This is a genomic window from Mesorhizobium alhagi CCNWXJ12-2, assembly GCF_000236565.1.
GTDB lineage: Bacteria > Pseudomonadota > Alphaproteobacteria > Rhizobiales > Rhizobiaceae > Allomesorhizobium > Allomesorhizobium alhagi.
Map to the genome: position 1 here is coordinate 12,040 of NZ_AHAM01000210.1, position 22,063 is coordinate 34,102.

Annotated in this window: 16 protein-coding genes, 1 tRNA gene and 2 pseudogenes; 10 read left to right on the plus strand and 9 right to left on the minus strand. The window is 63.7% G+C overall.

What is annotated here, in order from left to right:
• Positions 1-64: 64 nt before the first annotated feature.
• The 5 genes from MAXJ12_RS23855 (at position 65) to MAXJ12_RS23875 (ending at position 5,447) form a co-directional block, all read left to right on the plus strand.
• Positions 65-1,018 (plus strand): DMT family transporter, encoded by a 954-nt coding sequence (locus tag MAXJ12_RS23855; protein WP_008838605.1) that lies wholly within the window; start codon positions 65-67, stop codon positions 1,016-1,018.
• A 326-nt stretch (positions 1,019-1,344) separates the two neighbouring features.
• Complete coding sequence (locus MAXJ12_RS23860; protein WP_008838606.1) at positions 1,345-2,445, plus strand: polyamine ABC transporter substrate-binding protein; 1,101 nt, start codon at positions 1,345-1,347, stop codon at positions 2,443-2,445.
• A 69-nt stretch (positions 2,446-2,514) separates the two neighbouring features.
• Entirely contained in the window at positions 2,515-3,654 is a 1,140-nt protein-coding gene (locus MAXJ12_RS23865) for an ABC transporter ATP-binding protein (RefSeq protein WP_008838607.1), read from the plus strand.
• A gap of 6 nt (positions 3,655-3,660) precedes the next feature.
• Positions 3,661-4,632, plus strand: coding sequence for an ABC transporter permease subunit (locus MAXJ12_RS23870; protein ID WP_008838608.1), 972 nt, complete (start codon positions 3,661-3,663; stop codon positions 4,630-4,632).
• A complete protein-coding gene (locus MAXJ12_RS23875) occupies positions 4,629-5,447 on the plus strand; it encodes an ABC transporter permease subunit (RefSeq protein WP_008838609.1) in 819 nt (272 codons plus the stop codon). The genes MAXJ12_RS23870 and MAXJ12_RS23875 overlap by 4 nt, the downstream gene beginning before the upstream one ends.
• Positions 5,448-5,451: 4 nt before the next feature.
• Here the strand turns inward: MAXJ12_RS23875 and MAXJ12_RS23880 are convergent, their stop codons facing one another.
• On the minus strand, positions 5,452-7,278 hold the full coding sequence (locus tag MAXJ12_RS23880) for an AsmA family protein (protein ID WP_008838610.1): 1,827 nt from the start codon (positions 7,276-7,278) through the stop codon (positions 5,452-5,454).
• Between the two features lie 202 nt (positions 7,279-7,480).
• On the opposite strand from MAXJ12_RS23880, the gene MAXJ12_RS23885 reads away from it, so the two are divergent.
• A complete protein-coding gene (locus MAXJ12_RS23885; RefSeq protein ID WP_008838611.1) occupies positions 7,481-9,439 on the plus strand; it encodes an acetoacetate--CoA ligase in 1,959 nt (652 codons plus the stop codon).
• A 245-nt stretch (positions 9,440-9,684) separates the two neighbouring features.
• Here MAXJ12_RS23885 and MAXJ12_RS23890 read toward each other — a convergent pair whose 3' ends face one another.
• The 3 genes from MAXJ12_RS23890 to MAXJ12_RS23900 all read right to left on the minus strand — a co-directional run bounded on the left by MAXJ12_RS23890 (position 9,685) and on the right by MAXJ12_RS23900 (position 16,383).
• Positions 9,685-11,403: an ABC transporter permease gene (locus MAXJ12_RS23890; protein ID WP_008838612.1), complete on the minus strand. Its 1,719-nt coding sequence runs from the start codon at positions 11,401-11,403 to the stop codon at positions 9,685-9,687.
• A gap of 74 nt (positions 11,404-11,477) precedes the next feature.
• Positions 11,478-12,527 (minus strand): Fe(3+) ABC transporter substrate-binding protein, encoded by a 1,050-nt coding sequence (locus tag MAXJ12_RS23895; RefSeq protein WP_008838613.1) that lies wholly within the window; start codon positions 12,525-12,527, stop codon positions 11,478-11,480.
• A 232-nt stretch (positions 12,528-12,759) separates the two neighbouring features.
• Positions 12,760-16,383, minus strand: coding sequence for an ATP-binding protein (locus MAXJ12_RS23900; RefSeq protein WP_008838614.1), 3,624 nt, complete (start codon positions 16,381-16,383; stop codon positions 12,760-12,762).
• A 245-nt stretch (positions 16,384-16,628) separates the two neighbouring features.
• Between MAXJ12_RS23900 and MAXJ12_RS23905 the strand changes: the two genes are divergently transcribed.
• The 3 genes from MAXJ12_RS23905 to MAXJ12_RS23915 all read left to right on the plus strand — a co-directional run bounded on the left by MAXJ12_RS23905 (position 16,629) and on the right by MAXJ12_RS23915 (position 18,131).
• Positions 16,629-17,093 (plus strand): phasin, encoded by a 465-nt coding sequence (locus MAXJ12_RS23905; RefSeq protein WP_008838615.1) that lies wholly within the window; start codon positions 16,629-16,631, stop codon positions 17,091-17,093.
• Between the two features lie 324 nt (positions 17,094-17,417).
• Positions 17,418-17,494: transfer RNA gene (locus MAXJ12_RS23910), tRNA-His, on the plus strand.
• A 280-nt stretch (positions 17,495-17,774) separates the two neighbouring features.
• Positions 17,775-18,131 carry an RcnB family protein gene (locus MAXJ12_RS23915; protein ID WP_008838616.1) on the plus strand — a complete coding sequence of 119 codons (357 nt, stop codon included), beginning with the start codon at positions 17,775-17,777 and terminating at the stop codon, positions 18,129-18,131.
• 59 nt (positions 18,132-18,190) lie between these two features.
• On the opposite strand, the pseudogene MAXJ12_RS23920 reads toward MAXJ12_RS23915, so the two are convergent.
• The 3 genes and pseudogenes from MAXJ12_RS23920 to xseA form a co-directional block, all read right to left on the minus strand.
• Positions 18,191-18,409 (minus strand): annotated as a pseudogene (locus tag MAXJ12_RS23920) (MucR family transcriptional regulator); the annotation flags it as partial.
• Positions 18,410-18,431: 22 nt separating this feature from the next.
• Positions 18,432-18,587, minus strand: coding sequence for a hypothetical protein (locus tag MAXJ12_RS38280; RefSeq protein ID WP_008838618.1), 156 nt, complete (start codon positions 18,585-18,587; stop codon positions 18,432-18,434).
• Positions 18,588-18,687: 100 nt separating this feature from the next.
• A pseudogene (xseA, locus tag MAXJ12_RS23925) lies at positions 18,688-20,338 on the minus strand (exodeoxyribonuclease VII large subunit).
• Between the two features lie 88 nt (positions 20,339-20,426).
• Here xseA and MAXJ12_RS23930 point away from each other — a divergent pair.
• Positions 20,427-21,422 (plus strand): DMT family transporter, encoded by a 996-nt coding sequence (locus MAXJ12_RS23930; protein WP_008838619.1) that lies wholly within the window; start codon positions 20,427-20,429, stop codon positions 21,420-21,422.
• A gap of 8 nt (positions 21,423-21,430) precedes the next feature.
• Here MAXJ12_RS23930 and MAXJ12_RS23935 read toward each other — a convergent pair whose 3' ends face one another.
• Together MAXJ12_RS23935 and MAXJ12_RS23940 are read right to left on the minus strand one after the other, a co-directional pair.
• Positions 21,431-21,730: an addiction module antidote protein gene (locus MAXJ12_RS23935; protein ID WP_008838620.1), complete on the minus strand. Its 300-nt coding sequence runs from the start codon at positions 21,728-21,730 to the stop codon at positions 21,431-21,433.
• Positions 21,727-22,032 carry a type II toxin-antitoxin system RelE/ParE family toxin gene (locus tag MAXJ12_RS23940; protein ID WP_008838621.1) on the minus strand — a complete coding sequence of 102 codons (306 nt, stop codon included), beginning with the start codon at positions 22,030-22,032 and terminating at the stop codon, positions 21,727-21,729. The genes MAXJ12_RS23935 and MAXJ12_RS23940 overlap by 4 nt, the downstream gene beginning before the upstream one ends.
• Between the last annotated feature and the right edge of the window lie 31 nt (positions 22,033-22,063).

Here is a 22,063-nt window from a genome sequence, read left to right on the forward strand (position 1 = left end):
CATACGCCGCTTGTGTCCGCCTGGCCAGTGATCCGGCGGCTCCTCGAACCGCCGGCGAACCGCCATGAACGACATAGCTTCGCAGCATGCAGCCCTCGCGCCGCAGGTTTCGCGGCGCGAGGAGAATATCGGCCTGCTGCTGGTGTTCCTGTCGGCGCTGTTCTGGAGTTTTGGCGGGGCCATCGCCCGCTTCATCGAGACCGGTGACAGCTGGACCGTGGTGTTCTGGCGCTCGTTCTGGGCGGCGGCTTTCCTGTTCGGCTTCATGCTGTGGCGCGACGGCTGGCGCGGCATGCTGAAAATGTTCGGCGACATGGGCCTGCCCGGCTTCGCCGTGGCGCTGTGCTTCGCCACGGCTTCGACCTCCTTCGTCGTGGCGCTGGCTTATACGACCGTCGCCAACATCCTGTTGATGCAGGCCGGCGTGCCGCTGATCGCGGCGCTGATCGCCTGGGTGCTGTTTCGCGAGCGCGTCGCAGGCGCGACCTGGGCGGCGATTGCCGCCGTCATCTGCGGCGTCGCCATCATGGTGTCGGAATCCTTCAACGGTCAGGTATCGCCGATCGGCGACGGGCTCGCCCTGCTGATCGCATTCGCGTTTTCGATCGCGACCGTCATCACCAGGCGCTTTGCCCATGTGCGGATGACGCCGGCGACCTGCCTCGGCACCATCTTCGCAGCCCTGTTCGCCTTCACCCAGACCGAGTACCTGGCAGTCGCGCCGCGCGACATGGGGTTCCTGTTCGCTTTCGGCGCGCTCAATCTCGGGCTCGGCCTGGCCTTCTTCGCCACCGGCGCAAGGCTGATCCCGGCGGCCTTCGCCGCGCTGCTCGGCACGTTCGAGACCATACTCGGGCCGGTCTGGGTCTGGCTGATCCATGCCGAGGTGCCGTCGGCGCGCACGGTTCTCGGCGGCTCGGTGGTGTTCCTCGCGCTGCTGGTCCACATCGGCCTCGAATTCAAGCGCCAGATGCGGCCGCAAAAGCCCGGCACGACCGGAATGCCGTCTCCCCATTGACATCTCCATCCGGGAGCGGGCAGGCTGGGTTATCGGCAACAAAAGCACAGGCGTGTCTTGCCATTTCCGAAAGCCGACGCGGCGGGCGCCGGCATCACAGATACGTTCTGCGGAAGCGTTCGCGCGAAACTTAGCGTCGCGCGCTTCGCTGCCGAAACGCCGGTAAAACTCAACGTTAAATCAACAATATGCGGGGCGCACATGCGGCCTTCGGGCACGCCGATTGCGGCTTGTCGCACCGCAAAAACGCCAATAGGCTTCAACCGATACCCAGCCGCTGATCCTTCGAACGAGCCGGGACGGGACACCGCACAGAGGAGAGCAAAATGATCCACAAAGCGCTATGGCTATCGGCCGCTTCGGCCGCCCTGGCCGCGGCCTTGACGGTTTCCGCGCAAGCGCAGGAACGCGTAGTCAACATCTACAACTGGTCGGATTATATCGACGAGTCGATCATCACCGACTTCACCAACGAAACCGGCATCAAGGTCGTCTATGACGTCTTCGATTCCAACGAGATACTGGAAACCAAGCTGCTCGCCGGCGGCTCGGGCTACGACATCGTCGTGCCGACCCACAATTTCCTCGTCCGCCAGATAGAAGCCGGGGTTTACCAGAAGCTCGACAAATCGAAGCTTCCGAACATCTCCAACATGTGGGACGTGGTGAACGAAAGAGTCGCGAAGTTCGACTCCGACAACGCTTACTCCGTCAACTGGATGTGGGGCACGGTCGGCATCGGCTACAATGTCGACAAGGTGAAGGAAGCGCTCGGCGTCGACAAGGTCGACAGCTGGGACGTGTTCTACAAGCCTGAAAACCTCGCAAAGCTGGCCGGCTGCGGCGTCTATGTGCTGGACTCGCCGTCGGACATCATCCCGACGACGCTCAACTATCTCGGATTGAGCCCCGAAAGCACATCGAGCGAAGACTTCGCCAAGGTCGAGGAGACCCTGCTGGCGCTTCGGCCGCACATCCGCAAGTTCCATTCGTCCGAATACATCAACGCGCTGGCGAATGGCGACATCTGCCTCGCGATCGGCTGGTCGGGCGATGTCTTCCAGGCGCGCGACCGCGCCGCGGAAGCCGATCAGGGCGTGGTCGTCGACTACGTCATCCCGAAGGAAGGCGCGGAAATGTGGTTCGATCAGATGGCCATTCCCGCCGACGCCAAGAATGTCGACGAGGCCCATGAATTTTTGAACTACATCATGAAGCCGGAAGTGGCAGCCAAGGCCACCAACTACGTCTACTTCGCCAACGGCAACAAGGCCTCGCAGGAGTTCATCGAGAAGGAGATCCTGGAGGATCCGGCGATCTATCCGGACGAGGCGACGCTGCAGAAGCTGTTCACGGTCAGCCCCTACGATCCGAAGACGCAGCGCGTGGTGACGCGCACGTGGACGAAGATCGTCACGGGGCAATAGCACACGCCTGACAAGGCCCCGGCGCACGCGCCGGGGTTTCGCCTGGCCGCCGAAAAATCGGAGCAGATCATGAAGTCGCTTGGCAGCATCCGCAGGGATTTCGCGCCCTGGGCCGATCCCGGCGCCAAGCCTTACATCTCCTTCGAGAACGTCACCAAGAAGTTCGGCGACTTCATCGCCGTCAACGATCTGTCGCTGAATATCTATGAGCGCGAATTCTTCGCGCTGCTCGGAGCGTCCGGCTGCGGGAAGTCGACGCTGCTCAGGATGCTGGCCGGCTTCGACGAGCCGACCTCGGGACGCATCCTGCTCGACGGGCAGGATCTGCGCGGCATCCCGCCCTATCGCCGCCCGGTAAACATGATGTTCCAGTCCTATGCGCTGTTTCCGCATATGACGGTGGAGGGCAACATCGCCTTCGGCCTCAAGCAGGACAACATGCCGAAGGCCGAGATCGAGGCGCGGGTCAAGGAGATGCTGCGCCTGGTCAAGCTCGAGCAGTTCGCCAAGCGCAAGCCGCACCAGCTTTCCGGCGGCCAGCGCCAGCGCGTGGCGCTAGCGCGCTCGGTCGCCAAGCGTCCCAAGGTGCTGCTGCTCGACGAGCCGCTCGGCGCGCTCGACAAAAAGCTGCGCGAGGAGACGCAGTTCGAGCTGATGGACCTGCAGCAATCGCTGGGGCTGACCTTTGTCGTTGTCACCCACGACCAGGAAGAGGCCATGACCATGGCCGACCGCATCGCCATTCTCGACAAGGGCGAGGTGATGCAGGTGGCGACGCCGGCGGAAGTATACGAGGCGCCGGGCTCGCGCTTCGTCGCGGGCTTTGTCGGCAATGTGAACATGTTCGAGGGCAGGGTGGCGGCAAGGGACGCTGGTATCGCCCGCATCACCGGGGCGAGCGGCGCCGAGATCATCGTGGAGAATGCCGGCGACGCCGAGACCGGCAATGCGGTGTCCTTCGCCATCAGACCCGAGAAGATCAAGGTCTCGTCGCGCCGGCCCGAAGGTGCGGTAAATGCCATGGAGGGCGAAGTTTTCGACCTGGCCTATCTCGGCGACATGACCGTCTATCACGTCCGGCTCGACGACGGCCAAGTGGTCAAAGCGAGCTCGCTAAACGCCTCGCGCGTCACCGAAGACCCGCTGACCTGGAACGACCGGGCATGGATTTCATTCCCGCCGGACGCCGGCGTCGTCTTGACCCGGTAGGCCGACATGTCGGAAGCGGTAATCGATCGCGAGAATGGCGCCGTTGCGGCTAAGGGCCGGTCGCTTGCTGGCCGCGCCGCCAACGCCGTCGTCAGCCGGCTTGTCATACTGGTGCCGTATCTCTGGCTGCTGATCTTCTTCCTCGCCCCGTTTGTCATCGTCTTCAAGATCTCACTGTCGCAGACCGCGATCGCGATGCCGCCTTACGATCCGGTGCTCAGCCTGGCTGATGGCGTCTCGGGACTGCTGGAGCAGTTGCGGCAGCTCAGCATCGACAATTACGTCTGGCTCACCGAGGACGCGCTCTACTTCAACGCCTATGTGTCTAGCGTCGTCATCGCCGCGACCTCGACATTCCTGACGCTGCTCGTCGGTTATCCCATAGCCTACGGCATGGCGCGCGCCCCGGCATCGCTGCGGCCGACGCTGCTGATGCTGGTCATTTTGCCGTTCTGGACCTCGTTCCTGATCCGGGTCTATGCCTGGATCGGCATATTGAAGCCGGAGGGTCTGCTCAACCAGTTCCTGATGGCGCTCAACATCATCGATAGCCCGCTGATCATCCTCAACACGCATACGGCGATCTTCATTGGCATCGTTTATTCCTACCTGCCGTTCATGATCCTGCCGCTCTATTCGTCGCTGGAGAAGATGGATTATTCGCTGATCGAGGCCGCCAAGGATCTCGGCTGCACCCCGAACGGCGCGTTCTGGAAAATCACTTTTCCGCTGTCACTGCCGGGCGTCATCGCCGGCTGCATGCTCGTTTTCATCCCGGCCGTCGGCGAGTTCGTCATACCCGACCTGCTCGGCGGCTCGCAGACGCTGATGATCGGCAAGACGCTGTGGAACGAGTTCTTCGCCAATCGTGACTGGCCGGTGTCGTCCGCCGTGGCCGTGATCCTGCTGCTGATCCTGATCGTACCGATCATGATCTTCCAGAATGCGCAGGCTCGCGCGCAGGAGCAGGAACGATGAACGCGACCTGGAGCCGTTTCAACATCGTCTCGATCGTACTGGGCTTCGCCTTCCTGTACCTGCCGATCGTGCTTCTGGTGATCTTCTCGTTCAACGCCTCGAAGCTGGTCACAGTGTGGGGCGGCTTTTCGACCCAATGGTACGTTGCGCTGTTCAACAACCGCGGCCTCATGGACGCCGCCTGGGTGACGATCCGCGTCGGCCTGATCTCGGCGACCGTGGCAACCGTCCTCGGCACGCTCGCGGCGCTTACGCTGACGCGCTACACGCGGTTTCGTGGCCGGGTGCTGTTTTCGGGCATGGTGTTTGCGCCGCTGGTCATGCCGGAAGTCATCACCGGGCTTTCGCTGCTACTGCTGTTCGTCGCGATAGGCTTTGATCGCGGCTTCATGACAGTGACACTGGCGCACATCACCTTCTCGATGTGCTTCGTCGCCGTCGTGGTTCAGTCGCGGCTGATGAGCTTCGATCGCTCGCTCGAGGAAGCGGCGATGGATCTCGGCGCGCCTCCGGTCAAAACCTTCTTCCAGATCACGCTGCCGGTCATCATGCCGGCGATCGTCTCGGGCTGGATGCTGGCCTTCACGCTTTCGATCGACGATCTCGTAATATCGAGCTTCACTTCGGGTCCCGGCGCAACGACGCTGCCGATGAAGATCTACAGCCAGGTGCGGCTCGGCGTGACGCCTGAGATCAACGCCGCCTGTACGCTTCTGATCGCCATCGTTGCGATTGGAGTGATCATAGCGTCCCTCGCCAACAAGCGCCGCGAAGTGCAGCGCCTGCGCGATGAGCAGGCGGCACAGCGAGGTTAACGCCCTATTCCACCGGCTGGGAAGGAATGACCGGCGAGATGAAGGGCGCGCTCCACGATCCGCCGACGAAGAAAGCCGCATTACCGCCTTCCGCACCCTTGACGGTCGGCGTGACGCCGCCCGAAAGCGCGAGGCCGCGGCCTACATAGGGCACGATGCCTTTGAGCCATAGCGTGTGGCCGGTGGCCCGGGCTTCGGCCTTTTCTATCCGCGCCACGCCTTTGGCGACGCTGGCCTTGAACTCCGCGCCGTTGATCGGCACGTTTCCCTTCGACACCTCGTCGAGCGCGAAGAACCCGCCCTTTTTCACGCGCGCCAGCAGCCCGGCAAGATCCAGGCCGGCCAGTGCTCCCTGTCCGAAGCTCGCCGAAATCGAGCCGTCGGCGTTCTCCAGTATGGATTTCCACGAGGCGCCCGGTCCCTTGAGGATGACCGAAACAGTGCCCTGGCCGACCGGCACCAGCTTTGTCATGCCAGCCGCGCTGGCCAACGCGCCGCCGTCAATGTTGGAGGCCAGGAGCCGCATTTCGGCATAGGGGCCGTCCGGCTTGCGGTCGAAGCGGACGCCGGCCTGAACGTTGCCGCCGAATGCGGATGCATCGGAGACGTCGAACACTGAAAGCCCGTCCTTTACCTGCACGGTGGCCGCGACATTGGCCAGCTTGATCGCTCCCGCCACCGCACGTTCCGCCGACAGCCTGAGGTCGACGTTGAGCAGGCTGGAAAGCTCCGCATCGGCTTCTCCGGCACTGCCGTCGGCGGCGAGCGTCAGCGGCGTAAACGCCGAAAGCAGCGATCCGAGATCGATTCCGTCGAAAGCTAGAGACCCCGACATTGCCGGCCGGCGCGGTTCGAATTCGAGATTGAGCGCACCTACGCCACGATTTTCATCAAGCGAAAGCGCGACGTTTTCAAACTTCACACGGGCTGCATCGGCGACGATGCGGCTGGTGAATGCTACCTTGCCGCCAGGTGAGACCGGCGAGACATGTGATCCGGACCATTCGGCCGCGCGCCGTATCGAAGGGATGGAAACCTTGGCTTCGCCATCCAGATAGCCGTTTCCGGCAAACTTCGCGGAGCCCGTGAACGAGACTGTGGCCGGTGCGGCCGCGAAGTTGGCGGTGAGGGGCGCCGCGCCGCCCGCAAACAGCGAGAGCGGATTTTCCGAGGCTAGGTCGATCTTCACTGTTTCACCGCGCCAAAGGCCGATGGCCGACAAGGTGCCAGCCCTGTCGAGAGCCGGCCAGTCGGCTTTGCCGGCAATTCCGGTGACGATGTCAGTGACCTGCCCGTCCTGGTGGAGCGCAATCCTGCCGCCGCTGACTTCAACCGTGCCGAACGGATCGGACGGCAGATCGCCCTGCTCATCGGGGTTTCCGGCAATCGCCGCCCGGGCCTCCGCTATCGATGCGGCGATGCGGCCACCACCGGGCAGTTCGGGCATGTAGGCGCCGTTCGCGGCCCGCTGGATATACAAAGTGGGACTGACGAAACGGGCGCTCGAAAAAATGACGTTGCCGCGCAGGGCGGCGAGCGCTGACAGTTCGATCTCCACGCGCTCGGCAGCGATGACCGGCGGGCCGGAGGGGCTCTGCCATGGCGAGAGCCGGACATCAGTGAGGATAGCCTGGAAAGTCGGCCAGACTTCGATCTCAGGCGGGGCGCCGATGCTGACGCGGTATCCGCTCCACGAACTCATCTCCAGGGCGATCCGGTCGCGGACGATGCGCGTCGAGGCGATGGCGGGGAGCAGGAGCGCGATCAGGACAGCAAGGAGAACGGCGATGCCGATCCCCCATATGCTTCGCCTGACGAGAGCTGATGGCATGGTGCTCCGTTCGCTTATCCGGTTCAGGCGGGTGCCGCGTTGTGCGTGCTCCAGCGGGTGTGGCCCGATAGCTCCCGCTTTTCAAGCCTTTGTGGCCTTGCAATGGCGTTTCCGCACAAGTGGATAGCGCTGCAGGCGCCATGCCTTGCCCTGCTGCGCTGCAATATGCATAACCGGGAAAGTATTGTCAGGGAGGATAAGCATGGCTGAAACCGCTCCGCTATGGACGCCGACGCAGGAGCAGATCGCGTCCGCGCCCATGACCGCCTTCATGGCGGCGGCTTCGGTCCGGGCGGGAGTTGATTTCTCGAGCTATGCCGAACTGCACCGCTGGTCGATCGACGAGCGCGAGGCGTTCTGGAGTCTGGTCTGGGAGTTCTGCGGCATTGTCGGCGAGCGCGGCGAGACCGTGCTCACCAACGGCGACAAGATGCCGGGTGCGGCCTTCTTCCCCGACGCGAGGCTGAATTTCGCGGAAAACCTTCTGGGCAAGACAGGCGGCGGCGACGCCATCGTCTTCAGGGGTGAGGACAAGGTCGAGCGGCGCATGTCGTGGGACGATCTGCACGCGCTGGTCTCGCAGTTGCAGCAGCTGTTCCAGTCGCTCGGCGTGAAAGAGGGCGACCGCATCGCCGCCATGATGCCGAACATGCCCGAAACGGTGGCCGCAATGCTCGCAGCCGCGTCGCTCGGGGCCGTCTGGTCCTCCTGCTCGCCGGATTTCGGCGAACAGGGCGTGCTCGATCGGTTCGGCCAGATCGAACCGGTGATCTTCATCGCGCCGGACGGCTATTGGTACAACGGCAAGGCGATCGAGGTGGCCGACAAGATCGCGGCGGTTTCGGCCAAGCTGCCGACCGTGCGCAAAGTGCTGGTCGTCGACTATCTCGGCACGTCGGGCGACGTCGCCGAAACCATCGATAAGGCCGACGCGCTGGAGGCAGCGATCGCGTCGTTCGCGCCGACGAAGGTTGCGTTCGAGCGGCTGCCTTTCTCGCATCCGCTCTATATCCTGTTTTCCTCCGGCACGACCGGCATCCCGAAATGCATAGTCCATTCGGCCGGCGGCACGCTGATCCAGCACGTCAAGGAACAAAGGCTGCATGCCGGCATCGAGGATGGCGACCGTTTCTTCTACTTCACCACCTGCGGCTGGATGATGTGGAACTGGCTGGTCTCCGGCCTGGCGTCCGGCGCGACACTGCTGCTTTATGACGGATCACCGTTCTACCCGGACGGCAACGCGATATTCGACTTCGCGCAGGCCGAGAAGATGACCTATTTCGGCACCTCGGCGAAGTTCATCGATTCGGTGCGCAAGTCGGGGCTGAGGCCGATCGAGACGCACGATCTTTCCAGCGTGCGCACCCTGTCTTCGACCGGCTCGCCGCTGTCGCCAGAGGGCTTCGCCTTCGTCTATGACGGCATCAAGAAGGATGTTCATCTGGCCTCGATTTCCGGCGGCACCGACATCGCCGCCTGTTTCGTTCTCGGTGTGCCGATCCAGCCGGTTTGGGTCGGCGAGATCCAGGCTCCGGGTCTCGGTATGGCGGTCGATGTATGGGACGATGACGGCAGGCCGGTGCGTGGCGAAAAGGGCGAACTCGTCTGCACGCGTGCGTTCCCGTCGATGCCTGTTATGTTCTGGAACGACGCCGGTGGGGAAAAATATCACGCCGCCTATTTCGAGCGTTTCGACAATGTCTGGTGCCATGGCGATTTCGCCGAATGGGCCGAGCATGGCGGCATCATCATCCATGGCCGTTCCGACGCGACGCTCAATCCGGGCGGCGTGCGCATCGGCACGGCGGAAATCTACAACCAGGTCGAACAGATGCCGGAGGTCGCCGAGGCGCTATGCATCGGCCAGGATTTCGAAGGCGACGTGCGCGTTGTCCTGTTCGTGCGGCTGGCTGCAGGCGTCACGCTCGACGACGCGCTGGAGACGAAGATCAAGGCCAAGATCCGCACCGGCGCCAGCCCGCGTCACGTGCCGGCGAAGATCGTCGCGGTCGCCGATATACCGCGCACCAAATCCGGCAAGATCACCGAACTTGCCGTGCGCGACATCGTGCATGGCCGCGCGGTCAAGAACAAGGAGGCGCTTGCCAATCCGGAAGCGCTCGAACTGTTCCGGGATATCGCCGAGCTCCGCTCGTGAGACGGTCGGAACATGGTTAAGCAAGGATGACCGGCAAATTTACCGCGTTTTCACGAGTGGTACACTTCCGTAAATTTTCCGGGGTTCCGGTAAGGATTTGTTAAGGGCTGCCGCTGATATTCGCACGTAACTTGACGGAGAAATCCGGTTCCTCGCCCCCGAGGAAGCGACGTTCGCTCAAGCCCCGTTGTGACAGCATCCCATTAATTCAGGCGCCCTTTTGGGCGCCTTTTTCTTGGTTCCCGCTACATCGAGGCGGCGCGGTCGCGAGCAAGCGCCCTGGACAAAAGAATGACCGGCACGGTCGCGGTCACGATGATCAGCAGCGCCGCCACCGCCCCGTCCTCGACCACCGCGCGCGAGGCGTTTTCGTAAACCAGTGTCGCCAACGTGTTGAAGCCAAACGGCCGCAGCAGGATTGTGGCCGAAAGTTCCTTCACGGTATCGACGAAGACCAGCACCAGCGCCGTCAGGATCGCCGGCTGCAAAAGCGGCAGGAGCACGAGCGCGGCGCTTCTGGCTGGCGTTTTGCCAAGGCTGCGGGCGGCTTCATCGAGGTGAGGGGGCAACTTCTCCATGCCGGAGCGGACCGCGCCTTCGGCCAGCGCCAGGAAGCGGATCGTGCAGGCGAGGATGACGGCGGCGGCCGATCCCGTCAGCAAGAGCCCGGTCGAGACGCCGAACGTCTCTCTGGCGAAATGGTCGACGGTATTGTCGAGGCGCGCCAGCGCGAAGAGCAGGCCGAGGCCCATGATCGTGCCGGGCAGCGCGTAACCGACCGAGCCGATCCGCACCAGCCCGCCAGTCAGGCGCGAGCGCGACAGCCGCACCGCGTTGATGAGGAGTAGCGCCAGCGTGACGGTAAGCAGTGCGGCGGCGCTCGCCGTGAAGATGCTGTTGACGAAAGCCTCGGCGAGGTCGGCATTGAGCAAATAGTCGAGCCGGCGCGAGGCGTATTGCCCGAACACCAGTAGCGGCACGCCGAAGCCGAACAGCACCGGCAGGGTCACCGCGACGAGCGCAACTATCTGGCCGGGAACGCTCAGCCGGACGCGGGGCGGGCGAGCCTTCAACTGAGTGGCGCGCACATTGTGAAAACGTTGCCTGCGCCTGGCGAACTGCTCGGCGGCGAGAAGAAGCAGCACCAGGACGAGCATGACCAGCGCCAGTTGGGCGGCGCCCTCTAGGCTGCTGCGGTTGATCCAGGTGGTGAAGACGGCGGTGGTCAGTGTGCGCACGCCGAGGAATTCGGAAGCGCCGATGTCGTTGATCGTTTCCATCAGCACCAGCGCGACGCCGGCGCCGATTGCTGGCCGCGCCACCGGCAGAAGCACGCGGAAGAACACCTTTGCCGGCCTTGCGCCGAGTGTGCGCGCCACATCGGCGATGTTGCGGCCCTGCATCAGGAACACCACCCGGCTGGTCAGATAGACGTAGGGATAAAGCACGCAGGTGAGCACGAAGGCCGCGCCTCCGGTTGAGCGGATTTCGGGAAACCAGTATTGCTGCGGACTGGCGAAACCAAACAGCGCCCTCAAGGCGGACTGCACCGGCCCACTGAACAGGAAGAATTCGCCGAACGCATAGGCTGCGAGATAGGGCGGCACGGCGAGCGGCAGAACCAGCGCCCAGGAAAAGAAGGGGCGCAGCGGAAAGTCGTAGCCGACGACAAGCCAGGCGGTGGCGACGCCGATGGTCGCCGTGCCGACCGACACCATGGCCAACAGATAAAGTGTGGTGAGGGTCGCGCCGGGTAGCACATTGCGGGCGAGATGCGGCCAATCCTCGCCCGTGCCGGAGAGAGCGATTATAGCTAGCGTTGCGACGGGCAGGAGGACGATGGCGCAGATCGCCACGGTCAACGCCATGACGAAGGGATGGCGATAGCGCTTCACCGGCTTACGCGCAGCGAACACGTCCTTACCGGTGGCATTCATCTCCATTGCGTCGTCCGGCGCCAGCATTGCCTCGCCCTTGGAATGGCGAAAGGCCGGACCGCTTTCACGGACCGGCCTTCGCGGGTCTTCATGAACGAGGCTTAGCTCGACGGGCCGTCGTCGATGCCGACGCGGTCGACCATCTCGGAAGCGGCCTTGCGGTTCTTGGCGATGTCGGCGAGCGGCAGCGTGTCGGCCTTCAGTTCGCCGAACGCCTTCACCACGTCGGAGGGCTCGAGGCCGGGCTCAACCGGATATTCGAACACCTGCTCGGCATAGATCTGCTGCGCCTTGTCGCTCGACAGGAACTGGATCAGCTTCACGCCATTGTCGCGGTTCGGCGAATTCTTTGCGAGGGCCGCGCCTGAAATGTTCACATGCGTGCCGCCTTCCTCGAATGTCGGGAAGATCACGTTGATGGCCGCCGCCCATTCCTTCTGCTCGGGCTCCTTCTCGTTGGTCTGCATCAGGCCGACATAGTAGGTGTTGCCGAGAGCGATATCGCATTCGCCGGCCGCAATGGCCTTGGCCTGGTCGCGATCGCCGCCGTCGGGCTTGCGCGCCAGATTGGCCTTGAAGCCTTTCATCCATTCTTCGGTCTTTTCCGGACCCCAATGAGCGATTGCCGCGGAGAACAGCGCCAGATTGTAATCGTGCTGGCCGGAGCGGATGCAGATCTTGCCCTTCCACTTAGGGTCGGCGAGATCGGCATAGGTGAGCGCGGTGTCGGTAACGCGGTCCTTCGAGGCATAGACGACGCGGGCGCGCTTGGTCAGGCCGAACCAGTGGCCTTCCGGATCGCGGTATTCGGCCGGCAGATTGCCGTTCACGGTGGCGTCGTCCAGCGCCTGGGTAACGCCCTTTTCCTTGGCGTTGGTGAGGCGTGCGATGTCGACGGTCAGGATCACGTCGGCCGGCGAGTTCGTGCCCTCGGCCAGGATGCGGTCTTCCAGGCCCTTGTCGAGGAACAGCACTTCGGTCTCGATGCCGGTCTCGGCCGTGAAGGCTTCGAGCACCGGCTTGATCAGGTCGGGCTGGCGATAGGAATAGATGTTCACCGTGCCGTCGGCGAGCGCCGAGCCGGCGAACAATGCGGCAAATGCGAATGCTGCGCAGCCGGCCGCTTTCGACCGGGCTTTTGTGAAGGTCATGACACTCTCCTGTCCGTCGAGGGGTTCAAGGCCCCGGGGAACGCGTTCCTCTGTCGGCTCCGTCGTCGAAACCGACCCGCCTATTGGGCGAATATTAGTGCGACGTCAATAGAAAGAGTAACGAATTCAATAGTTTAGAATTGTTCTAAACTGGATGGATTTACACAGCTTTTCAATAACTTGAGCGAAACTGTCCTGATCTGCCAGCGCTTCGGCGGGCAGAGATTTCTGCTCAGTCGGCCAGGACCCGCGTGGAAGGGAAGGTGATCTCGATCAGCGTGCCTTCGCCCGGCGTCGAATTGATGGAAAACCGCGCCCGGTTGGCCTCGACCATCGCTTTGGTGAGTGGAAGCCCAAGGCCGGTGCCGTCGCCGCGCGTCCGCTTCAGCGAGTTGATCTGCTTGAACGGTTTCAGCGCCTGCTCGATCTCGGCATGGCTCATACCGACGCCAGTGTCGCGCACCCGCATGACGATATCGCCGGACGGTTCGTAGGCGGTCGAGATGATGACCTGACCGCCGGCCTGCGTGTAGCGCACGGCGTTGGACAATATGTTGAGCGCGATCTGGCGTATGCTGCGCAGATCGGCGACGACTTCCGGCAGCTTGGAGGCGAAGCTTGAGCGGATGATGACCCGCTCGCGATTGGCCTGCGGCTGCATCATGGCGACCGTCTCGGCCAGCGTGTCGTTGAGCGAAACAGCCTCATAAGCCATTTCCTGCTGCCCGGCCTCGATCTTGGAGATGTCGAGCAGGTCGTTGACGAGATCGAGCACGTGGTTGCCCGAGCGGTTGATGTCGCGCAGATAATCGCGGTAGCGGTCGTTGGCGATCGGGCCGAAGCGTTCGTCGACCATCAGTTCGGAAAAGCCGATGATGGCGTTGAGCGGCGTGCGGATCTCGTGGCTGACCCGCGCCAGGAAGTCGGTCTTCTGGGATGAGGCCCGCTCGGCAAGTGCGCGCGCCTGGGTCAATTCCTCCTCGGCCCGCTTCCACTGGGTGATGTCGCGCACAACCGCGCAATAGCCGCTGTCGTTGGGCAGTTTGCCGATCGTCATGAACAGCGGGATGAAACGCCCCTGCGCCTCCCGTCCGATCACTTCGCGGCCGTCGTTCAAAACGCTCGCCACGCCGTGATCGGAAAGCCCGTTGAGGTAGTCGCGCGCCGCGCGCTGGCTCTCGATGGCGAAGAGCGAGATGAACGGCTTGCCGGCGACCTCGTCGCTGTCGAAGGAAAACAGCGCCTCGGCCGGCCGGCTGATCGAACGAATGGTGCCGTCATTGGCGATCAGCACCACGCCGTCCGTCGCCGTGTCGATGATCGTGCGCATCTCCGCCACGCGGGTGCGTAGCTCCTGCTCTTCCGCCGAACGGAGGGGCACTGGCTTGGCTGGCGTCTCTTCTTCCCCGGTGCGCCGCACCACCAGCATCAGCGCCTTGCCGCCGTCCCACGGCACGGAGCGCAGCAGCGCCTCGATCGGGAATTCCAGCCCGTCGCGGGTCGAAAGCCTGAGCGAGCGGTCCGCCTCGTCATGCTGTTCATCGCCGTAAGGAGCGGAAAACAGCGCGTCGAGCCCGCCCGCTTCAGCAAGCTGCTCGACGGAATCATAGCCGGTCAGTGCAAGAAATTCGTCATTGGCGTAGTGGAGCGCGTCGCCCGAATGGATCAGCACCGGAACCGGCAGCTTTGCCAATATGCCGGTGTCGGCGGGCAGTTTTTTCCGGGGCTCGGCTTCGGGGCTCTCATGCTCGGCGGCTTCGTCCGGCAGAACGGCGCCACTTTCCGCCGCGTCTGAGAGTTCCGCAGGCTCCACGGTTTCGGCTTCGTCTTCCGCGTCTGGCTGGGCCTCGGCAGTTTCGGCCGGCTCCGCAGCATCTGCCCCGGCAGTCTCCGCCTCGGCTTCCGCTTCGACCCCCACCGGCTCCTCAGCTTCGGCTGTCTCCTCGGCGGCGGCTTCCGCAGCCTCTTCGATCTCCACTGCCGCTACCGGCTCAGTCGTCGCTTGGCCCTCGGAAATCTCGGCGGTCGCCTCGGTCACCGCTTCAGAGGTTTCGTCCCGAGCGCCGGTTTCGGCGGCCGGGGCTTCCTCCGCCACGCTTGGTGGCGCTTCGCCGGATAGGTCGGCCGCCGCGCCTTCGTCAGCTTTTGGAGCCGGGGAGGGTTCCTGTTCCGGTCCCGGGCCCGCCGTATCCGCCTGCTCCGGCGCGGCGGGCTCGCCGATCAGCCTCAACCGCTCGCCGATTTCGCGGAACGCGCTCCGCTCGATGCTCGACAGGCCGCCCTTTTCAGGCGCGGGCTGGCGGTGCTCGGCGAGGCGGATCACCTTGTCCGCGAAACGGCGGTCCGGTTTCGGCACGATGGTCAGCGCGGGCACTTCGCCCTTGAACGGATCGGCGGCCTTCGGTTCGCTTTCGTCCGGTTCGGGCTTTGCGGCCTCCGCCGGCGTTTCGCTCGGCTGCGGCGCCGTGGCGTCGGCGCGCGGAGCGACCAGGACGAGTCCGATCCCTTCAGGATCGGCGACCGCTTCCGCGCCCCGGGCGACGCCAAAGCCGCGGAACCCTTGGAAGTCGCGGTCGCGGCCATAAACGGGCAGGGCGGCGAGGTCGACGGGGATTTTCAGCGCGGTTCCGGCAACCGGCCACAGCACCGAGCGGCCGGACCAGGTGTCGCGGCGGTCGAGCAGGCCGGCGATCTCGCCCGACGGGTCGAGTGCGAAAGTGGCCGCAACGTCCTTGAAGCGCCGACCGACGATATCGGCCGCGAGAGCTCCGACGGCGTCGGCGAATTCGGGCGAGATGGCGCTGAACTTGCCTTCGGCGTCGGTGCGCCAGACGAACCGCATCGGCGTCGTCACGCGCTCCGCGGCAGCCGGTGAGGGCGTTTCCGTCTTCCGGGATTCCGGTCGCTCCCCGGCCTGTGATGATGGCTGATCATGCGAAGGCCCGCCCGCCGCGCTGAAATACCAATTGTCGAGCTGCGCCGGCGCTTCGCCGGTGGTTTTTTCATGAGCAGCCGGCGTAGACTTCTCGTCGGCGGCTGGTGGCGCCGCCGGCTCGGCGGCCGGATGTCTTGCGGCCGAATTGTCCTGCTCGACCGCGTCCGCGCTTGTCGCAGGCTCCTGCTCTTGCTCGTACCCGGTGAGTTCGGCCGCATCTGCGCCTTCGCCGGGCGTAAATTCTTCGCCGCTGGCCCGGCGTTCGTCGATCACCACCAGAAGGTGCCGCGCCGGCTCGTCGGTGAGTCGCGCCATGCCCGCCGGCAGCGAGGCCGATCCGCCGCGGATGACGCGCCGGGCGATGCGATCCGGTCCGCCGCCGATTTCGGCGACAAGCGCGGCAAGCGTCTCGCGCGAAATGCCGAGTTCGCCGAAGCCGGCCGAAGCCGCCTCCACTTCGCCGCGCCCGTCGATGAAGGCGACGAAATGGCCGGGCTCGTTGAACCCGCCGATCGCGCGCTCGGCCGCTTCCGCCGGGCCGCGTGACTGGGCTTGTGCGATGGGGGCCGCCAGCAAAATTGCCTTTTCGCCGTCCGGAAGCGTGAGCGCGCTGGCGATGAAGGCGACGGCATGGCTGGTTACGCCAGTGGTCATGCGCACCATAAGCGGCCTGTCGCGCCCGATATCCGGGTACCCTCTTATGGCCATGATCTGGCGCCTGGCGGGCAGGCCGAGGCGGCTCGGCGCGCCCATGATCGCCTCGATGTCGTCATGTCCGAACAGCGCGGCGCCCGGGCCGTTGGCCCAGATCACCTGTTCGAGGTCGGTGGAAAGGATCGCCAGCGAGTCGCCGGCGGCAAAGCGCGAGCGCACCTCGTCGAGGACGACCACGTCGATGAAGGAATAGGCTTCTGACGGCATAAGCTGACTTGACCACCCTTGCATGGACGCCGCAATTAACCCTTTGTTAATAAAACCCGTCGGTGCGCGCGTCCACAAAACAGCGCGTGAGGGACCCCGGAAACTCGGTGTTTGGTTAACGCGGAATCGCGGATTTGGTGCAACGCAACAATTATGTTGCAATGCACCATGACCTGTATTATATCCACGTCATGCATGAACGAGACGGCCTTCTTCAAGGCTGTCCACCGAAAAAGGATGGAAATATGTCCAAGACCGCAGGCAAGACCGCTGACACCATCGAGAACGTCGAATTCCCGACCTTCGACGCTTCCAAAGCCACCGACCAGTTCCGCGCCTTCGCCGAGAAGGGCGTCGAGCAGTCGAAGGAAGCCTACACCAAGCTGAAGTCGGGCGCCGAGACCACCCAGAAGGCTATCGAATCCACGCTCGAGACGGCCAAGACCGCGGGCAACGAGGTTTCGCTGAAGACGATCGCCGCCATGCGCGCCAACACTGAAGCCGGCTTCTCGCACCTCGAGGCGCTGCTTGGCGTGAAGTCCGTCTCCGAGTTTGTCGAACTGCAGACCGCATTTGTGCGCAAGGGCGTCGAGATGACCGTCGAGCAGGCCAAGGACATCCAGGCCGTCACCACCAAGGCCGCCGAGGAAGTGTCCAAGCCGATGAAGGATGCCTTCGAGAAGGCCATGAAGGAACTCAAGGTCGCCTGACGCGTTCAGTCGATCGTAAATACCTGAAAGGCGGTATCCTCCTCCCACCGTCTTTTGGGGATAGCGGCCAGCACCTCCTCCCGCTGGTCCGATATAGGAAAAGGCCGGCACCTCCTCCCGCCGGCCTTTTTCTTTGCCTGGCCGCAGCATTCGCCGGCAAATTCGCTCACGTCGGGCGCGAGCTATCGGCCTGCGGTGAAATCGAACGGCAACTCCGCCCCAAACGTCTTGAAATATCCTTCGTTTGTCCGTATTGGACGCTTCGTCGGCGATAGGCGCCTGCATTGGACCCGCGTGGTTCAGGCAAACCGCCCGCCCGAGCGTGCGGTTGTAGCTCAGTTGGTTAGAGCGCCGGATTGTGGATCCGGAGGTCGGTGGTTCGAGCCCACCCAACCGTACCAATCTTTCAATAACTTGGCCAAAAAATCGCTAATCCAAAACTGTCTCTGCAATCGCCCTTGTATGCGATGCCGTCCGCTCGCTTGAGGTGAGGGCTGGAAATGCAGGCGCCGAGCTATATGACACGGATATCGGCCCCAATCGTCCGTGCGCAGTACGGCGCAGTCCGCTTACTTGACATCGCTTAATCTTTGATTTCATTACAAAAACGTAATGAGCCCGTTCAGTTTGGGTTCATCGCCGACCACTAGGTTCCTCACATCGACAACAAGGAGCCTACCGATGTTCAAACGAACCGTTCTTGCCGCGATTGCGATCTCCATGCTCGCGGTTCCCGTCGCCCAGGCTCAGCAGCGCCACCACGATGGTCCGCGTCAGGGTCAGCATTATTCGCAACAGCACAAGCGGGATTTCCATGCGCCCAGGCGGCATGATGTGCGCAAATATCAGAACAAGCGGCACCACTGGTCCAAGGGGAAGCGTGTTCCGGAATGGCAGCGCAGGCAGGCGATCCGTGATCACTACCGCTACGGTCTCAGGCGTCCCGGTCGTGGCCAGCAGTGGGTGCGCGTCGACAATGATTTCCTGCTGATCAGCCTGGGCACAGGGATCATCGCGAGCATTATCGCGGGCCGGTAGGCCTACAGGCCAAATAGACAACAGAGGCGGGTGATCAACCCGCCTCTTCTTCTTAGCGACTAGGCCGCTTTCTTACGCGTCCGCTTTACCGGTTCCGCCGTCTTGGGTTTGCGGCCGGGCTCCATTTTCTTGGCCAGTTCCGAAAGCGCAGCCGCGTAGCCCGGTGCCATCATCGGGTAGTCTGCAGGCAGGTTCCATTTCGCCCTGTATTCTTCAGGTGTAATCCCAAGCGTTGCCGTCAAATGCCGTTTCAGGGATTTGAACTTTTTCCCGTCATCACGATTTCCGGCAAGTTGCGGCCTATTCGCCGTCCAGCCTGGTCGCCTCGTCCGCCTCGACAACGGACTCGTACCCGGCATTCCAATCGCTATGAGCACTGGTTCCCGGCTGATAGGGATTGTCGTCCTTGCTCATGCCGGTCTCGGCCGCGACGACGCCCTGATCGAATGGTGACATGACTTTCCTCGCGTTCCTGCCAGGGATATAGGAATACCCCGCCCGATAGACGATACTTTCAGCGATTTCGTATCGCTTCAAACCGAGGCAGCGTCTCGCATCAGAAAAGCGAGCCCTGTCCGCCGCTGACCTTTGGCTTGTTCGCGGGCTTCGGCCGCGGGCGGGCGGCGGCATCGGCGCTGGTGGCGATGGCGTTGGTCTTGCCGTCGGCGAACTCGATGCCAAGCGCTGCGCCCGGCGCAATGTCGGCGGCGCGGCGCACCACCGCGCCTGAAACATCCGTCACCAGCGCGAAGCCGCGCGCCAGGATCGCCTTGTGCGACAGTGTCGCCAGCAGCCGGTCGGCCTGGGTCAGCCGGCCGCGCAGGCGATCAAGACCGCGCACTGCCGCCTCTTGATGCCGGCGCGTGGCGAGGACAAGCCGGTCGCGCGCGGTTTTGCGGGCGCGCAGCAGCGGCTGGACGGAGATGCGCGGCTGCAGGGCCTGCAGCCGCTTTTTCTTGAGCGCGAGCGCCGCGTCCGCGCATCTCGGCAGTTGCGACGCCGACCGCAGCAAGCGCGCTCGGCTTTCGCGCGCTATGCCGCGCAGCGCGGCCTGCGCGCGCAGCAGATCCCGGTCGGCCAGCCTGCGCCATTCCTCGATCCGCCGCGACAGCGTCGCTGATGATAGCCGCACGCCCCCGAGCCGAGCCCGCTTGCGTTCGGTGCTGACGATCAGCGCCCGCGAGAGCCGGGTGGTGGCCTCGTCGAAATGCCGCCGCGGCAGCGCCAAAAGCTGGTCGGGCGAGGGCAGGGCGCGCGCCGCCGATCTCATCGCCTGCCGCTTGCGGTCGAAATTGCGCGAGGCGCCGGCTTTTAGCCGGGCGGCGAGGCTTGCCAGATTGGCTTCGAGCTCGGCCTTCACCGGCACTGCGATTTCGGCAGCGCCCGTCGGGGTCGGCGCGCGCATGTCGGCGACATAATCGACCAGCGTCCAGTCGGTCTCGTGGCCGACCGCCGAGATCACCGGAATGCGAGAGGCCGCGACGGCCCGCGCCAGCGCCTCGTCGTTAAAACCCCAGAGATCTTCCAGGCTCCCGCCGCCGCGCGCCACGATCAGGAGGTCGGGGCGGGGAACCGGCTCCCCGTCAGTCAGCGCGTTGAAGCCGTTGACGGCGGCCGCCCCCTCCCCGGCCGCCCGCCACTTCCGCGCCTGAAGTCTCGCCCTGCACGCGCACCGGCCAGACCAGCACATGCAGCGGAAAGCGGTCCTTGATGCGGTGGATGATGTCGCGGATGACCGCTCCGGTCGGCGACGTCACCACGCCGATTACCTTCGGCATGAATGGCAGACGCCGCTTGCGCGATGCCTCGAACAGGCCTTCGGCGGCGAGCTTGCGCTTGCGCTCCTCCAGCAGAGCCATCAGCGCGCCGGCGCCCGCCGGCTCCAGATTGTCGATGACGATCTGGTAGTTGGACTTGCCGGGATAGGTGGTCAGCCGGCCGGTGGCGATGACCTCCATGCCTTCCTCGGGCCGGAATTTCAGGCGGGCCATCGCCGTCTTCCATACCACGGCGTCGAGCCGGGCGCGGTCGTCCTTCAGGCAGAAATAGGCGTGTCCCGAGGAGTGCGGTCCGCGATAGCCGGAGATCTCGCCTCGCACCCGCACATTGCCGAAGGCGTCCTCGACGGTGCGCTTAAGCGCGCCGGAAATCTCGCTCACCGTATATTCGGCGGCGTTGGTTTTCGATTCGGTGAAGAAATCGCTCATCCGGGGATTGGTGCTGTTCCAGCGCTCTGGGTCAAGGGCATTCGGCCCTATCTATCGTTTGCCTCAATGGTTCGATCAGAAGAATTGGATGGACCGAGAGCAGGGCAGGGGCATAGGCAAGGCGATGACCGCACGGACCGAAACCATCGATGGGGCCGCTGCTCGCCCCACCGCAAGACCGGCGAGCGCCGATCAGCCGTTCCAGCCGCTCGACTACGGCCTTTATGCGCTGACGGTGATCGCCTGGAGCGCGTCCTGGTTCGCTATCGAGCTTCAGGTCGGCAGCGGCGTCTCCAATGAGGTCAACCTGGTCTGGCGCTTCGCCATCGCCACGATGCTGATGTTCGCCTGGGCGGCATTTTCCGGCCGCCGGCTGCGCTTCCCGCTTTCGGACCATCTGCGCTTCGCCGCACTCGGCGTGCTGATCTTCTCGTCCAACTTCCTGTTCTTCTATTACGGCGCCGGCTATCTGGTCAGCGGGCTACTGTCGGTCGTGTTCTCGCTGGCCTCGGTCATCAACATGCTGCTTGGCGCGCTCATCATGCGCGAACGCCCGTCGCCGCGCATCCTCGCCGGCGGCCTGATCGGCTTTGCCGGCATCGCGCTGATGTTCTTTCCCGAAATCGCTGCGCACGGCCTCTCTGGCGGCACCATGACTGGGCTGCTGCTTTGTCTGTGCGGAACGCTGAGCTTCTGCGCCGGCAATCTCGTCTCGGCGTCCAACCAGCGCCGCAGCCTGCCGCTGGTCTCGACCAGCGCCTGGGGCATGCTCTACGGCACGCTGTGGTCGGGCTTTCTCGCCTTCCTGCTCGGCAAGCCGTTCATCATCGACCCGAGCGTCTCCTATCTCGGCTCGCTGATCTTCCTGGCCGTCATCTCGACGGTGATGGCGTTCGCCGCCTATCTCACCCTGCTCGGCCGCATCGGCGCTGCGCGCGCCGGTTACGCCACGGTGATCTTCCCGGTCTTCGCGCTGCTCATCTCGACCGCGCTCGAAGGCTATGTCTGGACGGCCTATGCGATCATCGGCCTGGCCTTTGTCGCCGCCGGCAACGTGCTGGTCATCCGCGGCGGAAAGCGCTGAAACTTGCTCTAGGCAGCCTCTGCATCTTCCGGCTTCAAGGTGAGCTTGAAGCCGAGCGAGTTCAAAACGCCAAGGAAGGTCGTGAGCCTGGGGTCGCCTGTTGGTCCCAGCGCTTTGTAGAGGGCCGCTCGCGTAACCCCTGTCTCGCGCGCAACTTCCGTTATTCCGCGCGCCCGCGCGATCGTCCCGAGCGCGATTGCGATGTAAGTCGCGTCGCCGCTCTCGAGTGCATCAGCAAGAAGCTCGGCTTGGGCTTCAGGTTCGCGTAAATACTGAGCAGCGTCGAAGGGAATGGTTTCGGTTCTCATCGCATCTCGTCCTTTAATCCCTTGGCCAGCGCCTTCGCCAAGGCGATGTCGCGATCCTGTTGCCGCTTGTCTCCACCACATAGGAGCACGATCAGAGTTCGTCCTCGTTGCGTGAAGTACAAACGATAGCCGGGACCATAGTTCACTCGCAGCTCGCTTATCCCGCCACCCACCGGCTTGACGTCGCCGAAGAGACCAGCCTCCAGGCGAACCAGACGCTGCGCAATTTTCGTCGCAGCGCGTGAATCCGCCAGGTCGTCGAGCCATCTGGCGAACTCCTTCGTCTGCCGGATTTCGATCATCCAAATCTAAGCACGATCGTATGGTTTGTCA

Excerpts from the sequence above, each read along its gene's own strand:
- MAXJ12_RS23860 (WP_008838606.1), top strand. The coding sequence starts at position 1,345 with ATGATCCACAAAGCGCTATGGCTATCGGCCGCTTCGGCCGCCCTGGCC.
- MAXJ12_RS23870 (WP_008838608.1), top strand. The coding sequence starts at position 3,661 with ATGTCGGAAGCGGTAATCGATCGCGAGAATGGCGCCGTTGCGGCTAAG.
- MAXJ12_RS23900 (WP_008838614.1), bottom strand. The coding sequence starts at position 16,383 with ATGCCGTCAGAAGCCTATTCCTTCATCGACGTGGTCGTCCTCGACGAG.
- MAXJ12_RS23895 (WP_008838613.1), bottom strand. The coding sequence starts at position 12,527 with ATGACCTTCACAAAAGCCCGGTCGAAAGCGGCCGGCTGCGCAGCATTC.
- MAXJ12_RS23890 (WP_008838612.1), bottom strand. The coding sequence starts at position 11,403 with ATGCTGGCGCCGGACGACGCAATGGAGATGAATGCCACCGGTAAGGAC.
- MAXJ12_RS23935 (WP_008838620.1), bottom strand. The coding sequence starts at position 21,730 with ATGAGAACCGAAACCATTCCCTTCGACGCTGCTCAGTATTTACGCGAA.
- MAXJ12_RS23915 (WP_008838616.1), top strand. The coding sequence starts at position 17,775 with ATGTTCAAACGAACCGTTCTTGCCGCGATTGCGATCTCCATGCTCGCG.
- MAXJ12_RS23885 (WP_008838611.1), top strand. The coding sequence starts at position 7,481 with ATGGCTGAAACCGCTCCGCTATGGACGCCGACGCAGGAGCAGATCGCG.
- MAXJ12_RS38280 (WP_008838618.1), bottom strand. The coding sequence starts at position 18,587 with ATGTCACCATTCGATCAGGGCGTCGTCGCGGCCGAGACCGGCATGAGC.
- MAXJ12_RS23940 (WP_008838621.1), bottom strand. The coding sequence starts at position 22,032 with ATGATCGAAATCCGGCAGACGAAGGAGTTCGCCAGATGGCTCGACGAC.
- MAXJ12_RS23880 (WP_008838610.1), bottom strand. The coding sequence starts at position 7,278 with ATGCCATCAGCTCTCGTCAGGCGAAGCATATGGGGGATCGGCATCGCC.
- MAXJ12_RS23905 (WP_008838615.1), top strand. The coding sequence starts at position 16,629 with ATGTCCAAGACCGCAGGCAAGACCGCTGACACCATCGAGAACGTCGAA.
- MAXJ12_RS23865 (WP_008838607.1), top strand. The coding sequence starts at position 2,515 with ATGAAGTCGCTTGGCAGCATCCGCAGGGATTTCGCGCCCTGGGCCGAT.
- MAXJ12_RS23855 (WP_008838605.1), top strand. The coding sequence starts at position 65 with ATGAACGACATAGCTTCGCAGCATGCAGCCCTCGCGCCGCAGGTTTCG.
- MAXJ12_RS23875 (WP_008838609.1), top strand. The coding sequence starts at position 4,629 with ATGAACGCGACCTGGAGCCGTTTCAACATCGTCTCGATCGTACTGGGC.
- MAXJ12_RS23930 (WP_008838619.1), top strand. The coding sequence starts at position 20,427 with ATGGACCGAGAGCAGGGCAGGGGCATAGGCAAGGCGATGACCGCACGG.